At 37.3% G+C, this 16,371-nt stretch carries 13 protein-coding genes; 10 read left to right on the top strand and 3 right to left on the bottom strand.

The window, feature by feature from the left end; translation table 11 throughout:
- The first annotated feature begins 206 nt into the window (after window positions 1–206).
- From PLH43_RS09560 to nadC, 4 genes are all read left to right on the top strand, one after another.
- Window positions 207–836 carry an accessory gene regulator B family protein gene (locus tag PLH43_RS09560; RefSeq protein ID WP_324362483.1) on the top strand — a complete coding sequence of 210 codons (630 nt, stop codon included), beginning with the start codon at window positions 207–209 and terminating at the stop codon, window positions 834–836.
- A 143-nt stretch (window positions 837–979) separates the two neighbouring features.
- Complete coding sequence (gene nadA, locus PLH43_RS09555; RefSeq protein ID WP_324362481.1) at window positions 980–1,891, top strand: quinolinate synthase NadA; 912 nt, start codon at window positions 980–982, stop codon at window positions 1,889–1,891.
- Window positions 1,892–2,005: 114 nt separating this feature from the next.
- Window positions 2,006–3,604, top strand: coding sequence for an L-aspartate oxidase (gene nadB / locus PLH43_RS09550; protein ID WP_324362479.1), 1,599 nt, complete (start codon window positions 2,006–2,008; stop codon window positions 3,602–3,604).
- A gap of 28 nt (window positions 3,605–3,632) precedes the next feature.
- Window positions 3,633–4,466 carry a carboxylating nicotinate-nucleotide diphosphorylase gene (gene nadC / locus PLH43_RS09545; protein WP_324362477.1) on the top strand — a complete coding sequence of 278 codons (834 nt, stop codon included), beginning with the start codon at window positions 3,633–3,635 and terminating at the stop codon, window positions 4,464–4,466.
- A 241-nt stretch (window positions 4,467–4,707) separates the two neighbouring features.
- Here the strand turns inward: nadC and PLH43_RS09540 are convergent, their stop codons facing one another.
- Window positions 4,708–5,850: an Ig-like domain-containing protein gene (locus tag PLH43_RS09540; protein WP_324362475.1), complete on the bottom strand. Its 1,143-nt coding sequence runs from the start codon at window positions 5,848–5,850 to the stop codon at window positions 4,708–4,710.
- A gap of 294 nt (window positions 5,851–6,144) precedes the next feature.
- Between PLH43_RS09540 and PLH43_RS09535 the strand changes: the two genes are divergently transcribed.
- Window positions 6,145–6,573 (top strand): CBS domain-containing protein, encoded by a 429-nt coding sequence (locus PLH43_RS09535; RefSeq protein WP_324362473.1) that lies wholly within the window; start codon window positions 6,145–6,147, stop codon window positions 6,571–6,573.
- Window positions 6,574–6,692: 119 nt separating this feature from the next.
- On the opposite strand, the gene PLH43_RS09530 is transcribed toward PLH43_RS09535, so the two are convergent.
- Together PLH43_RS09530 and PLH43_RS09525 are read right to left on the bottom strand one after the other, a co-directional pair.
- Entirely contained in the window at window positions 6,693–7,130 is a 438-nt protein-coding gene (locus tag PLH43_RS09530) for a hypothetical protein (protein ID WP_324362471.1), read from the bottom strand.
- A gap of 43 nt (window positions 7,131–7,173) precedes the next feature.
- Window positions 7,174–7,617, bottom strand: coding sequence for a cell wall hydrolase (locus tag PLH43_RS09525; protein WP_324362469.1), 444 nt, complete (start codon window positions 7,615–7,617; stop codon window positions 7,174–7,176).
- A 291-nt stretch (window positions 7,618–7,908) separates the two neighbouring features.
- On the opposite strand from PLH43_RS09525, the gene PLH43_RS09520 reads away from it, so the two are divergent.
- From PLH43_RS09520 to PLH43_RS09500, 5 genes are all read left to right on the top strand, one after another.
- Entirely contained in the window at window positions 7,909–8,082 is a 174-nt protein-coding gene (locus tag PLH43_RS09520) for a small, acid-soluble spore protein, alpha/beta type (RefSeq protein ID WP_324362467.1), read from the top strand.
- Between the two features lie 389 nt (window positions 8,083–8,471).
- Window positions 8,472–11,603, top strand: a complete 3,132-nt coding sequence (locus tag PLH43_RS09515) for an Ig-like domain-containing protein (protein WP_324362465.1) — start codon at window positions 8,472–8,474, stop codon at window positions 11,601–11,603.
- Window positions 11,604–11,950: 347 nt separating this feature from the next.
- Window positions 11,951–12,601, top strand: coding sequence for a Wzz/FepE/Etk N-terminal domain-containing protein (locus tag PLH43_RS09510; RefSeq protein WP_324362463.1), 651 nt, complete (start codon window positions 11,951–11,953; stop codon window positions 12,599–12,601).
- Between the two features lie 74 nt (window positions 12,602–12,675).
- Window positions 12,676–13,242, top strand: a complete 567-nt coding sequence (locus PLH43_RS09505) for a GNVR domain-containing protein (protein WP_324362461.1) — start codon at window positions 12,676–12,678, stop codon at window positions 13,240–13,242.
- 49 nt (window positions 13,243–13,291) lie between these two features.
- Window positions 13,292–16,330, top strand: a complete 3,039-nt coding sequence (locus PLH43_RS09500; RefSeq protein WP_324362459.1) for an O-antigen ligase family protein — start codon at window positions 13,292–13,294, stop codon at window positions 16,328–16,330.
- Window positions 16,331–16,371: the final 41 nt, after the last annotated feature.

Below are 16,371 nucleotides of genomic sequence, written 5' to 3'. Positions count from 1 at the left end.
GTAGGTCGCTGCCAGATTTAATATCAAAGCTCTGTGGTTACTCCATAGGGCTTTGCTTTATTTTCACGGTTTTCATTCTTTCCCAGTCAGTTCCTTCTCATATATACAAAAATTGAATTTAATAGACAATATTTCTTATTAAATATTACATAACTTGTCTATATATAGTATAATTAATATAAGATAAAAAAGAGGGGAGTGGTGGGATGAGAATTATTCAAACTTTATCCTACAAGGGCGCGGACTATTTAATGAAACAGATGAATGGCAGCCACGAAAGCAGGAGAATATACTATTTCGGGTTTCAAGTCGTAATTGGTGCAATAATTAAAGGGTTACTTTTAATATTGCTGGCGGGCATAACACGGACGATACTTCCTTCTCTTATAATTGTGGGTGTTTTTGTAGTCTTAAGGCAGATAGCCGGAGGCTATCATATGAAGACTTTCGGAAAGTGCATAGCAGTTTCTTTAGGCGTATTTATTGCAGCAGCCCTAATTTCGAAATATACATATCCTTTCTGGAATAGAATATCAATTCTGATTTTTGTAATATTAACATTTATTGTTTCACTGATATGTTTGTTAAAATGGGCCCCTTCCGACAATCCCAACAGGCCGATAACCAAACAGGAGGAAATCGACAAATTTAAGAGATTATCCGTATTGTTTATAATATTATGGCTATTAGCGTCTTTGACCGCAGTGTATTTTAAACTAAATATGTACACTTTGTCGGGATGCTTTGGAGTTATACTTGAGGTATTTACCGTAACGCCGCTGGGGCACAAGTTTTTTGGAAGTCTTGAAAGAGAAATAGATAGAGTGAGAAAATAGATAATATATAATGGATAAATGAATTAAAACCTGCGCTATGCAGGTTTTTTAATATCTCCTTTACAAAAGGGGAGTAAAGTATTAAAATTAAAAAAAGTATTATAGTAAGAAGAATATTATTAGCTGATAGGAAGGTAATTAGATTGAGTAACAACGAGTTGATTCAAAAAATAAATGAATTGAAAAAAGAGAAAAATGCCGTAATAGTGGCTCACAATTATCAGAATGACGAAGTGCAAGAAATAGCGGATGTCATTGGCGATTCGTTGGCTTTGAGCAGATACTGTGCCAATAATGACAAGGATGTTATTGTTTTTTGCGGCGTTCATTTTATGGCGGAAAGCGCAAAGATACTTTCACCGTCAAAGACGGTGCTGCTTCCGGAAATTGATGCCGGCTGCCCCATGGCCGACATGGTTACGGCAGAGGCTTTGAGAGAAGAGAAGAAAAAACATCCGGGGGCTGTTGTTGTTTGTTATGTCAATTCATCTGCAGAGGTAAAAGCGGAAAGCGACATATGCTGTACGTCATCGAATGCCATTGAGGTTGTAAAGTCAATTCCCGAAAAGGACATATTGTTTGTTCCCGACAGAAACTTGGGAAGTTATGTTGCCCAGAAGGTTCCGGAAAAGAATATAATTTTATGGGAAGGTTTTTGCATTACACATCACAGGATCAACGTTGACCAAGTTAGAGAGATTAGAAAAATTCATCCTGACGCTCTTTTGCTTGTACATCCGGAGTGCAAGAAAGAGGTTTGGGAAGAGGCGGACTTTGTGGGAAGTACCAAGCAGATAATTGACTTTGCCAAAGAATCCGGCCATTCAAAGTTTATCATAGGCACTGAAATGGGAGTTGTGTACAAGCTTAAGAAGGACAATCCGAACAAAACCTTCTATCTGCTCTCTCAAGGATTGATATGCCCGAATATGAAAAAAACCACCTTGGAAAGTGTGTACAATGCATTAAATGAAATGAAGTATGAAATAAAACTTGACGAGGATATAAGATTAAATGCCAAAAAAGCCCTGGATAGAATGATTCAAATTGGCTGATTTATATCTATTTTATTAGCTGAATTCAAGGCTCCGAGGTTGCTGGGTATGGTTATCCGGAGCTTTTGTTGTGATAAAAAACAGATGGAATTGTTAGAGGAGGAGTAACAAATTTTGGATGGGAATAGATATTTGGTGGATTTTGACACGGATGAGATACTTACAGAGCACCATGATGTGGTTATTATAGGCAGCGGTATAGCAGGAGTTTACACTGCACTTGAGATACCTGAAAAATATGATGTTGTGATACTGACCAAGGAAACTATTGAAATAAGCAATTCGGTTCTTGCCCAAGGGGGGATAGCTGTTTCCCTTGACAAAGGGGATTCGCCTGAATTGCATTTCAAGGATACAATTTATGCCGGAGCAGGTTTGTGTGACGAGAAAAGTGTATGGGTTTTGGTTAATGAAGCTGCGGCAAACATCGAGACTTTATGCAAGTTTGGAGTAAATTTTGACAGAAAAAGCAAAGATGAGCTTTCTCTCACAAGGGAGGGGGCTCACAGCAAAAACAGGATCATACATGCCGGAGACACAACGGGCAAAGAAGTCTGCGACAAGCTCATATCGGTAGTGAGGACAAGGGAGAACGTCAAAATAAAGGAACGAGTTGCAGCGTTAGATTTAATCACAGAAGATAATGTGTGCAAAGGCGTATTGGCCTATGATGAAGACAGCTCTTCCTATATATTTTACAGGGCTAATGTTGTGGTATGTGCTACAGGAGGATTTGGACAATTATATTCAAATACAACAAATCCTGAGGTGGCAACCGGCGATGGAGCAGGTCTTGCTTATAGAGCAGGTGCGGAGCTCATGGATTTGGAGTTTGTCCAATTTCATCCCACAGTTCTTTTTCATCCGGAGAATAAAAGCTTTCTCATATCTGAAGCGGTAAGAGGAGAAGGAGCTATATTAAGAAATATTAATGGTGAAAGGTTTATGCCTAAATACCATGAGATGAAAGAACTGGCACCGAGGGATATAGTTTCAAGGTCGATTTTTCATGAAATGAATGAGACAAATTCTACACATGTTTATTTGGATATTACATTTAAGGATAAGGAATATTTAGAACAAAGGTTTCCGAATATTTACAAGACATGCTTGAGCTATGGGATAGATATATCCAAAGATTATATTCCTGTTGCCCCGGCTGAGCACTACTGTATGGGCGGAATAAGGACGGATGTGTTTGGACGTACGAATATAAAGGGCTTTTATGCGTGCGGTGAGGTTGCATGCAATGGAATACATGGAGCAAACAGACTGGCTAGCAATTCACTTCTTGAGGGTTTGGTGTTTGGGCATAAGATAGGAAAAGAAGTGGAGAATATAATTGAAAATAGCCAAAATGTACCTCAAAAAGTCAGTGTTAAAGCTAAGTCAAACAGAGTGGAAAAAAATATTGATGTAAATAAAATCAAAAAGGACATTCAGGAAACAATGACCCAGTATGTTGGGATTGTAAGAGAAAAGGAAGGCCTTGAAAAGGCAAAGAAAAAGGTGGATGAATACTACGAGCTTATAAAGGGCATGAAAAATACCAGTGTCAGCGACTTTGAGATTCAAAACATCGTTCTAATTTCAAAGCTTGTAATTGAATCGGCTTTGGAACGCAAAGAAAGTCGAGGGGCACATTTTAGATTGGATTACCAAAAAACGGATGATGAAAATTGGAAAAGAAACATAATAAAAAGAAAATTTTAGTACATACTAATGGGGAAGGGGTAAAAATATGCAGTATATTTCGGACATAGACAGAATCATTATGAATGCATTGAGGGAAGATATTCCTTCAGGAGATATTACAACCGACAGTATTATTGATGAAACATCGGAATCTGAAGCTGTATTGATTTCAAAGGATGAAGGAGTGATAGCCGGATTAGATGTTGCAAAAAAGGTTTTCTTAATGCTGGACGACAAAATTGTCTTTGAAAAGATGGTAGAGGACGGACAGGCAGTAAAACGCGGCGATATAATCGCTAAAATCAAAGGCAATACCAGAGCTCTTTTAAAGGGTGAAAGAACAGCGCTAAACCTTCTTCAAAGGCTGTCGGGCATTGCAACAAAAACAAGGCAGCTTGCGGATAAAATCAAGGATTTGCCTGCAAAGCTTGTGGATACAAGAAAGACAACGCCAGGACTTCGCATACTGGAAAAGTATGCTGTTCGGGTTGGAGGAGGATATAACCACAGGTATTGTCTTTCCGACGGTGTTTTGATAAAGGATAATCATATTAAAGCGGCAGGCGGAATCAAACAGGCAATTTATCTTGTGAGAGAAAGAATTCCTCACACCATGAAGATTGAGGTTGAGACTGAAAGTATTGAGGAGGTTCTTGAAGCTTTAGAGGCAAAGGCCGATATAATAATGCTCGATAATATGGGACTTAACGAAATGAAAGAGGCTGTTAAAGTTATTAACGGAAGGGCTATTACGGAAGCGTCGGGCAATGTAAATGCCGATACGATATATGATATCGCTTGTACAGGTGTGGATATCATATCTGTAGGCGGCCTTACCCATTCGGTAAAAGCTTTTGATATTAGCATGAAATTCAGTTAAACTCATTATTTTTCTTATAATAAAAAGAGCTTTGCAAAATTAATAATAAAGTTAGGATGTAATGACGACTTGTGGATAAAACAAAAACATATCCACAATTAATTCACATATTGTTCATCGGGGTTGTGCACAAATTGTGAAAACCGCATGAGACAAGGGTTTTAAGATGGGGATTTTTTAATAGATATCCACAGCTTTGTGGATATCTATTGTGATTTACGTGGAAAAAATTTTTTGCTTATTATTTATTTATGACCGCAGGATAGGGCATATCGGTATTTAGCATTTCAACAATGCGGTTAAAGACCATGTTATTGTTCAATATGCCTTTATGATTCGGGGCATCCAGAATATTTCCGCTTAAGAGGTTATTCACAGTAAAATTGTTGTCGCCAACATTGAATATTTCGGTTTTGATTCCCCATTTGTCAAGGCTGGCACTTTCACCAGTAACCACTTCATCGTACTGACTTAAAAGATTTCCAATTTGAATTGAGTTGTTCAGCCCGCCGTTAATTGTGTGGGGAAATATACTCACAAACAATTCGTTGTCCGGAACCAGTTCTTTGATTGACTTGTCGTTAAAATACTCTTCCCCTATTGATGCCAGAACAGATCCCTTATGGGGCACGGAAAGAAAGATTATTTTGTTGATATCATCATTTTTAAGGTAATTTTTACTTCCCGAATAGTACCTTGCCACAAGCCCCCCCATACTGTGGACAATTAAATCGAATTTGTTCACAAGAACTCCTTGGCTTAAGAATTCCTGCTTTTGCTTTTGCAAAAACAGCTCCAGTTCCTTGGCACCATATTCTATTCCGAGAGTAGAGTCGTAGTCTATAGAGGTACAGCTATATCCCTTTGATGAAATAAATTCATTTAAATTGTCAAAAACATCTGCGGTTTCCCTGTACCCATGTACAAAAACTATGGGTACCGGAACGAGGTTCAGGCTTACCGTTGAGTTTATATCAGTGCCGGAAATTGAGGCAATGATTTGAATTGACTGGGGATTTGCCCCAAGGTCCGTATTATAATAGTGCTCGGGGACATAAGAGGTAAAACATTCACCCTCTCTGTTGGTTGTGGTTTTTTGGGGCTGCATGGTACCCATATCGTTTGCAGTCTTAAAATTAACCTCAATATTAGGGATAAGATTTCCATTTGCATCTTTAACTACAGCTTTTAAATACACTTTGTTTGACGGTTCTGACGAAACGGTATGCACCTGGCTGTTTATAAGGTCAAGGTAAATATTTAAGCCTGATTTATTGTAAAAAGTTTTGAAAAGAAAGACATAAATATGTCCGAAATGAACAAATAACAGAAAAAGTGCCAGAGTGATTATTATAAAAATTTTGCGGCTACGTATTTGATGCACTAAAATCAATCCCTTGCCAGTAATTTTGGAAATTTAAGCTTGAGAATTCAAACGATGTGATTAATTTTAATTATATCATCTCATGGACATATTATAAATAAGAAACAGTTGGATTATAAAAAGTAAATGATGGATGGAACGGATATTAATTCGATTACAGGAATATATAAACTATGGCGATGGACTTTTGAAATTGACGGATTTGCAAATATATTGGGTTGTCTATATTTTCATTTATGAAAAAGAGTTGCGGGGGGAAAATAAAATTGAAAATCAAATAAGGAGATGATAACTTTGAAGGTTAAAGATAAAATGACCAAAAGTGTGGCATACGTTGCTCCCGATACCAGTGTAGTTGAGGCTGCGCAACTTATGCAGAAGCACAATGTGGGTTCTATTCCTGTTTATGACCAGGGAGTAGTGGGAATAGTAACCGACAGGGATATTGTAGTTAGAAATGTTGCCCACGGTAAAATTCCCAAGGACACAAAAGTACAGGATGTTATGACTTCACAGGTCACGACTGTATCACCGGAGATGGATGTGGATGAAGTTACGAAGCTTATGGCAAATCAGCAGATTAGAAGGGTTCCGGTGGTTGAAAACAATCAAATTGTCGGAATGCTTTCGTTAGGAGACATAGCTTCGGATACAAGGCTTGAGATGGAGGCCTCGGAGGCATTGTGTGAAATATCAAAGCCGGCAAAACCTTTTAGAATCTAAAAACAGAGGATACGTTGAGATGACACAAACCGGTGTCATCTCAAATTTTATTCTTCGAAGCTCGTACATAAATTATAATTTTCTATATATTAAAATAGAATTAATTATGGCAGTATCAATTAATAATAGAAACGAACGAATTTGATAGAGTATAAATCGGCAAGCAGCAAATCGTCCGTATCGACTTCTCTTATTACAACATAGCTTGTGCCCACATCAATCAAAGTACCTTCCCTGTCCACCAGCATGTTGGTACCAAGAAGAAACTCAATCTTTACTCTTGCACCTATATGTTGCTTGAGGTACCCTTGGGTATAGGCAACGTTTTGTATGGTTTCAGGCTCCTGTTCTGAGATGGGAGTCTGCTGAGGTGCCATGGTTACCGGTGTGGGCTGGCTGTACGCCGGACCGGTTGGATAGCCTGTAGGCATAGGCGGCATGGCAGTTAAAGGCGTGGATGCGGGCATACCGGCCGGAGAAAACTGGTTAGGAGTCATTTGCCGCTTTAAATTGCTGTAAAAAGCATGACAGTTGTTCGGACTGAAATAATTGGACATAGAATTTCCCTCCGTAATGAAAAAATTTTAATTGATATCGGTTTTAAGTTTGTGCGTATAATTCGGTCGGTCTGTAAAAACAGTGTTGATTGACACGGGTTACAAATTGTCCTGTGCCGCTTGGTGGGAAAATGTTGCTGCATGCCGGGCTAAAAGGATTGTAATACCAAAGGCATTCGCCAATGCCGGGAAGCTTGTTTCCAGACAGTGCCCAGTCGGCAACATCATAGTGAATTTGCTCGGGAGGATTCGACCAAATTGTCTGGGGGTTTACTTCACCGTAAACTGTGCCCATTACACATGTGAATTGGCGGGGCTGGAATATAACTTTTCGAAGGTCCCCCTGACCGGTTCGCAAATATTCTCCGTATGCAGCATGCACACGGTTCATAACAACAGTCGCAACTGCTTTCATGCCGTCTATTCCTTCTCCGCCGGCTTCACATTTAATAAGTCGCGCGAATAATTCTCTTGTGGAAAATGACATAATGATCACCCTGACTTTATCACTTAATATAATACAGCCATTTTTATGGCAAATTCAATTGGTATGGCGCTTATTATAGTATATTAACATAAGGGAAAATCGGTAACCAAAATCAGAATAAAAGATGTGCCGAAATTATGTGAAATCATATGCTGACAAAAAATATTGAGATTGAAGTAAGCGGTTGAAAAAATTACATCATATTAATTGATTAAAAATGAAGATAATAATTATGTACGCAAAATTTTTGGCATTGGTCTAATAAGCTAATGCAAAAAGGAGGCAAATACAATGAGCAGAAACAGAGGTATAATGTCAGAGGAGCTCAAAACCGAAATTGCAAAGGAGCTTGGTGTATACAACACAGTTGCAAAGGAAGGTTGGGGCTCAGTTAGTTCAAGGGACTGCGGTAATATAGTCAAAAAGGCTATAGAAATGGCAGAAAGGAACCTCACAAGCAAATAGTATTGCCTTAAAGCGTAGCAAAAGCCGGTGAATACCGGCTTTTTAAATGTCATTCAAAAATCATTTCCCAAAAAAATCAATTAATAGAATTGTATTTCCAGCCATTCTATAGTATAATAAGAATCGTTGAAACTACTGAATTTACTTATCTAATCCAACAAAACAGTTTGTTTCAATTCTGTTACAATTTCTTTACACTTAAATTCAGGTTGTTGACTCACCAATAGGCCAATGGTATAATAAGTTTGAAATTCAAGATAGGTTATGTGCGCCAGTCTTGAACAAAAAGCAAGATAGGTCAGGTTAAGAAACAAAAGGGATAAGGCGTAGCCTGGCTTCAATATTCAAGCCTGCTTCCCAAAAAAAACTTACAAGGAGGATTTGAGAGTATGAAGAATCTCAAAAAATTGCTGGCAGTATTAGTTGTAATCTCTATGGTTTCAACTTTCTTGGTGCCTGCATTTGCTGATTCATTCAGCTATGAAAAAGAAGCAGAAATTTTGTATAAGCTCGGCTTGTACAAAGGCACATCAGTAGATGATTATGTGCCAAACTTGGAAGGTAAGCTTGACAGACAGACTGGAGTAGTTATGCTCCTCAGACTGTTCGGTCAGGAAGAAGAAGCATTGGAAATACCAATGGCAGATGCTGCTGCAAAACTTGCTGCTAAATTCTCAGATGCAGCTGACATTGCAGATTGGGCACAAAGACAAGTAGCATATGCAGTAGAAAAAGGATATGTAAAAGGTTATCCGGACGGAACATTTGGTCCAAATGCCGATCTTAACGGTTTGGCTTTCGCTTCATTAATCCTTCAACAGTTGGGATATGACGGAGACTTCGTATTTGACCAAGCTGCATACAAATTGCAAGAGTTTGGCGGTTTGACTGAAGAACAAGCGAAGATCTTCAACAGCAAAGAAGGAATAAACAGAGACTCAATGGTAGGTATAGCTTACTCAGCTTTACAGGCTGTATACAAAGAAAGCGGAAAGACTGTTATTGAAGTTCTCGTAGAAAACGGAAATGTTTCCAAAGAACTTGCAATAGAACTCGGAGTTCTTTTGAAATCCATCAAAGAAGTAAAAGCTTTGGATGCTGTTAAAGTTCAAGTAGGTAAAACACCTGAACTTCCAGCAGAAGTAGAAGTAGTATATGATGATGACACAACTGAAAAGCTTGCAGTTGTTTGGCCAACAGTTGATACTTCAGAAGTTGGAGAACAGGAAATCGAAGGTACTATCAAAGGTGCCAGCGGTTTGGCATACAGAGATGCAAAAGCTACTGTTAAAGTGATAGTAACACCTGAAGAGCTTCAAGTATTGGATGTTAAAGCTACAAACCTCAGAGAAGTTGTAGTTGAATTCAACGGTGAAGCAGCTGACAAGGCTAGCGAAAAGACTAGCTACGAAATCGATGGCAAACAGCCAAAATTAGTTTCAGTATCAGATGACAAGACTACAGTTACTTTGACAGTTGACGGAACTCTGAAAGCTGAAGAAGAAATTGAAGTAACAATCAAGGCAGCTACTGGCTTGAAAGAAAATGTTACTAAGAAAATAGTACCGGTTGACTATGAAGTTCCTGAAGCTACAGATATAACTTTGATAGGTCCTGACAAATTTGAAATTATTTTCTCAGAACCTGTTCAAGATGATCCCGATGCAGATGTTATTGTTAATGATGGAACTTACTATGTAAGCTCAAAATCATTATCAGATAACGGCAGAACATTAACTGTTGAATTGGGCGTAAGCTCATTGAGCGAAGGAACTTACAAAGTAAGAGTTAAAGGCTACAGGGACTACGCAAAAAATGTAATGAGAACAAAAACCTTTGACTTGGAGTATACAAAGGATACAACTTCTCCAACTGCTAAAATAAAAGAAGCAACACAGAACAAGGTAGTAATCGAGTTCAACGAGCCTGCTACAAGAAAAGGATTCTCAGGTGATGATGCAGCTCTTACAAGAGATTACTTCTACCACACATATTCTTCATGGAAGCCAACTTTAGTTGAAACTTCAGATAATAAAGTTTATACTTTGTACTTCTCAAAAGACAAGAACCCTAACAACGAGAATGTATATCTGCTTCCGGAAGGAAATGTTACTGTAACAATTCTTAAAGAAGTAGACGATGCTGCTGTAGTAGATGCATGGGGCAACAAGCTTGAGTCAGACATAAAGCTTACTGCTACAATAACTGCTGATAATGAAGCTCCTACAGTAAAAGCTATAAATGTTGAAGCTGAAGACAAGATTGAAGTTATATTCAGTGAAGATGTAAATGAGAGCCAAGCAGAAAACAAAGACAACTATGTAGTTAAGAAAGACGGAAAAGAAATAGAAACAGCTATTTCTGATATCGACTATAAGAGTGCAGACACAAAAGCAGTAATTACTTTTGACGAGAAGCTTGAAGGCGGAAAATATACAATAGACGTTAAGGGTATAAAAGACACTTCAGTTTCTGAAAACGAAATGAAAGCAATTACTCTTGAGTTTGTAATTACTGACAAGACAGCTCCATCAGTTCAAGGAGCAACATATGTTGACAAGGGTTCAGACGGCAAGTTCATCTATGTAACATTCAGTGAGGCTATGTCAACAAGTGGTAACGGTTCAGTGCTGAAAAAGGAAAACTACAAAATCAAAAAGGGTAGCACTGATATAGAAATTAAGAAAATTGAAATGTTTGGTTCAAACAAAGACAAAGTAAAAATAACTGTTGACAACTCTGTAACCTTTGATGCAGCAATCACTGTATTGGTAGCTAATGTCGAAGATGCATCCGGTAATGCTATAGGTGCATTTGATATAGTACCAAAGACAGTGGCTAAAGAAGAAGCACCTGAAGTAACAGAAGTTAGAGTTATCTCAAAGACAGAAATTGAAATAGAAGTTGACAAAGTACTTGTTCAGAAGACAATTGATGCTGCAGACTTTGAAGTGAAAAAGGATAGCAGTGAGTGGGTTAAACTTGCAAAAGTAACTGGAATCAGCTACAAAGACGGTAAAACAATAATTAAGGCTGTTCTTCCAAACAATAATGCTGTACTCCCTGCTGATCCAAGCGATGTATCAGGCTATGAATTGGAAGTTGTAGCAAACGTTGAATCTGATACTGGTGAGATTCTGACTGTAGGTACAACCAACTTTATAGATAAGTATGCACCAAGCCTCCTGAAAGAAAACTTCTTTGAAGATTTGGGAGAATGCACATTCAAGTTGAAATTCGATGAAAACGTTAAGTTCGTATCAGGATTGGGTGCAACTGACATCGTAATCAAAGACGGTGGAAAGACTCTTGAAGCTGGTATTGATTATGATGCAACAGTAAGTGGTAAAGAAATTACAGTTACTCTCAAGGGTGACTACGCTAAAGACAAAGTTAAGAAAGATAGCTTGAAGCTTAAAGTGTCAACTAAGGAATCTGTGAAATATATCACAGACGACGCAGGTAATGCACTTAACAAGTTCGAAAATAAAGAAATAACAGTTACAAAAGCTACAAAATAATTAATTCTACTTCTAAGTGCAAAAATGGGCTTCCCCTATGGGAAGCCCTTCTATTATTATATGCATCTAGCGGAGATGGCCCAGGCTCACCAGTAAAATGCAGTTTAAATAATTACTGAAGAGGCCGCTTGAAAATCAAGGCGTGTTACAGTTGACGGAGGACCTTATATTTCTAATTGACATTAACACATTAATTATATACAATGGTAATGGTTTAAACTTAAGAAATAACTAATTTTAAGAGGAGTACTGCAAAATGGCATTGCTCCTTCATTATTAAATTTCTGCTTAGGGGATAATCATGGGCAAATATTCCATGAGGAAACCAAAGATGGAGGGCATAATAAATGGAAGAGTTAAGCCTGAAAGAATTAATTGAAATAGTTATTAAGGGTAAATTCGTTATAGCAGCAGTAACCGCAATTTGCATACTTGGTAGCGTAGTAATGAATTTATTTATTATACAACCTGTTTATGAGGCACAAACGATGCTGATGATTTCTCCTACGAAAAGTGAGATACAAGCATTGACACAGGCACATGATGCTGATGCCAACAATTTTAAGCCTTTAGTCGATGCGATATATCAGTACTTGGAAACGTCTGTTGACAGCTACAAAGAACAAGTAAAGGCTACTGAGATACTGGAATATGTTCGTAATGAAATGAATTTGAAAGATATCCCCTTAAATAAAATAGCGTCAAAAATAACCGTAGATGAAATAAAAAATACAAATCTGATTACGATAAAAGTAGCCGATGAAAATCCTGAAACTGCGGCGAAAATAGCAAATTTGGTTAGCGACAGGTTTGCAAAATTTGTGTCTGAATCAAATCAAAAACAGGCTGAAAACTCGGTAGAGTTTATTGAGAGTCAGATGCAAAAAGAAAGAGAAAATATGGAGAATCTATTGGAAGAGTATAAAAACTTCCTGTCACAATCTAGAAGTCCTGAAGAAGTTAAGATGGAATTGGATTCAAAACTGGAAAAGTTATAGAATATAAAACTCAGCTGGGCCAAATACGGATTGATGAGAATGCGACGAGAGCATCACTGAATACTGCAAAAAATTTGATAGGTAAAACACCGCAAAAACTAATCACAGACAGAGCACTTTTATCTGACGAGCTTTTATCGAAGATGATGAAGGAAAAAACCGGACTTGCCTCAGAAGACCTTGCAAAAATAAAAATGTCAGCAGAGCAAATAAACATGATATATGTTGAATTGTCAAACATGATTAACGAATTGGAGGTTAAGCTGTCAAATCTTGAGGCCCAAAGAGTGAATATAGAACAAGTTATTCAGGAAAGTCAAAAGGAAATTGAAAATTTACAGACTGAATATGCAGATAAGCAGTATAAATATGACATGCTAAAAATGGAGATTGATTTGTCAAAGGAAACATATAATGCATATCAGCGAAAATATAAAGAGTCTATGATTATGGAATCAGCAGATATTGGCAAGTCAAACGTGGTAATAGTATCTGAAGCAATTCCGCCTGTTAAGCCAGTATCACCAAGGAAGGTATTTAATGTGGCTATTGCAGCGGTAGTGGGGATTGCAATCAGCTTTTCCATAGTATTCATGAAAGAATATTTATTAAGGGACAAGCAAAAAAACGCACATATTTAGCAACATTAGACTAAACAGCTTTAAAAAATCAATTGGCACAAAGGTGGTAATGATGGGGACAGGAAACAGCGGTTCAAAAAAAGATAAAAATAGAAGAACTGTAAGAGAGGCAAAAGAAGAGAATAAATATAGGATATTTAGAATGCTGATATTAGCATTAAATTTAATTGTGATATTCTATTCACCCTTTGTAAGGGGACTGTATTTTGAAGCAGAGCAGCTGCCTGCAGAAATATTTGTATTGGTTAGTTTTGCTTTATTTTGGATATTGAAGTATATAGAGAACAATAAGAAATTCATATTGACTCCAATTGAGTATTGTTCGCTGGGGCTTGTGCTAATTTATTTCATATCGATATTGGGTTCTGCCAGTACAAGGCTTGCAATTTCGGAATGGCTCAAGTATTGTATGTATTTTGCTGTGTTTTTTATGATTACTGACCTTGCGTCAACAATGAAAAATAGACTTAAAGTATTATGGACCGTTATTGCAGCATCAATGGGATTATGCATTGTCGGGCTCGACGGTGCGGCCGGGGGCGGATTGACCGATTTACTGAATAAGGCGTTTGATTTTCTCAATATACCGGTTCAATTTTTTGGTCTTTATGTTGAAGGACGTATTCATTCGACAATCCAATACCCTAATGCATTGGCTGCATATCTAATGGCAGTGTTTTTCGTAACTGTAGCCATATCCATAATATCACCAAAAGTTTGGCAAAGAGTGCTTGCAGGAATATGCAACTGTATCATTACAACTACTATAATTTTGACATTGAGCCGTGGTGTAATGATATTGATGTCCATTATGTTTATATTGTATCTTATAATGATTCCAAAAGGGACAAAGTTAAGAGCATTTATAATGATGTTCTGCGCAGCTCTTTCAGGTATAATACCGGTATTGTTTTCGCCTCTGTCAGGTAGAAGCAATTCAAGCCTCTGGTTGGGAATAATACTAGGGATGGCAATGGCTTTGATTTTAACGGTGGCAGTGGAGTATTTATTTAAGCTTAAGTTCAAGATAGCTTCAAGGCTAAAGATAAATCCATATTTCTTGATTATTCCTGCTGCTGCAGTGTTTATTGCATTGTTAATAATTATAAATATCCCAAAAGAGTTGGAACTTGAAATCAATAACCAGGAAAGAGAATCAGGACATTATTTTCAGAAGAGTATTGAGTTGAAGCCGGGAAAAGAATACAGACTGTTGTTTGATGTATCATATATGAATAGTGACACTGAGAATTCAATAACGGTGTCTGTTAATAGCCGGAATAAAAAGAATATTATGTTTGGAGGAGATACAAAGCTTACAGAGGTTAATGAAAAGAACGCAGGCGTACTGGAAATCCCGTTTACAGTACCGAAAGACGGTTCATTGGTTGATATCAAAATTACCAATAATTCGGAGAAATCAAAAGTATCTATAGACAATGCAAAAATTGTTGACGGTAAAACAGGTAAAAGTATACGAAACATCAAGCTCCGATACAGGTTTGTACCCGATTCTGTAGCGTCAAGATTTCAGAATCTAATGTTGTCAAGAAGTTTTATTCAACGGCAAATATATTTAAATGACGCATTTGAAATATTTAAGGACAATTGGTTTACTGGAGCCGGAGGAGGAGCATGGTCGGTACTTGTTTTTGGATATCAGTCGTACTTGTACTGGTCCACACAAACCCATGCGTATTTTCTGCAAGTTGCGGTAGAGACCGGCATACTTGGATTGATAATTTTGATAATGCTGTTATTATCAATTGTTGTACAGTATGCTTCAGAATATAAATATAAAAAAGAAGAGGATATAAACTACAGGTTACTGCAGGGAACACTATTTGCGTCTATAGGCGGAATGTTTTTGCACTCATGCCTGGATTTTGATTTATCATTATCATCAGTATTTTTACTGCTGTGGACACTAATAGCATTGTTTAATTCGGGATACAGACACAATAGACCTGCTGTTGCCAAAAAGAATGAAGAAACCGTGAAAAAAACAGGTTTGCTTCAAAAACTAAGCAATTTAAAATCATTTAATGTCAATCCTATAGTAATGGTGGTTTTATCTTTTGTGATTATGATAATTCCGATATTGTTTGCAACTGCAGCAAATTTTGAAGGCAAATATCGAAAGTCGTTGGAGGAAGGCAACAAGGACGATGCGCTAAAGTATATAAAAAATGCAGAATTATTGGATACATTTAATGCCGATTATAAAATAAAGCATGCAGACATGCTATTGTCAGGAGAAAGTATCACAAAAGAAGATTTTGAAACTGCAAAGGAATTGGTGGAAAGCGCGAAAAAAGTGGATAGATATAATGCTCAAACAATAGAGAATGGCGCCATAGTATATATGAAAATGTCCATGTTTGACGAAGGAACTGAACTTTTAGACAGGGCTGTTGAGTTAATGCCGTTTTATGAAGAAACTTGGCAGCTTAAGATGAATATGCACTATCAGCTTGTGCTTGCATATTTGAAAAACGGCGATTTTGACAGTGCCAAAAAACATTTAGACTTGGCATTTGAAACTATTAACAAAGCGAAAAAGAAAAATGAAAGAAATATGAATCCTTTTGTATTTAGTGAAAAGACAATGGGATATTTAGAAAAGCTGGCTTATATAAAAGAGAATTTCGAGAATTTGGATTTGGAACAAATAGATAAAATAAAATTTTTAAGCATTAATGAAATGGATATCAACTCGGATAACGTACCGGATCAGTGGAAGATTATTCAAAGGGAGAGAGTAGAGGTAAGTGTAAATGAAGGAAATATATTGGTCAATAATATTAGGGACAATACTCCAGGCTCTTTTCAGACAAGAAATATTGGCTTTGAGGGTGGTAAGAAATATAAAATTGAATTGATAATTGACAACCGGGAGGATGCTGCAAAAGTACTGTATTATATTCCCGGATTTCATGGAGATTTTGTGCAGCTTGAAAGGATATCAGAAGGAACGTATTCTGCAAATATTGAGATTCCGTCGGATTACAAATCGGAAGACACCTATATAAGGTTTCGCTTTTCAAAGGACTCATTGATTAAAAGCTTGACTGTGACTGAGATATAAATGTTGGAAAGCTGATAAAAAATTAATGCACATAGCAAAAG

Source organism: Acetivibrio sp. (assembly GCF_035371925.1).
Lineage (GTDB): Bacteria > Bacillota > Clostridia > Acetivibrionales > Acetivibrionaceae > Hungateiclostridium.
This window is presented reverse-complemented; position numbering and strand designations above follow the sequence as displayed.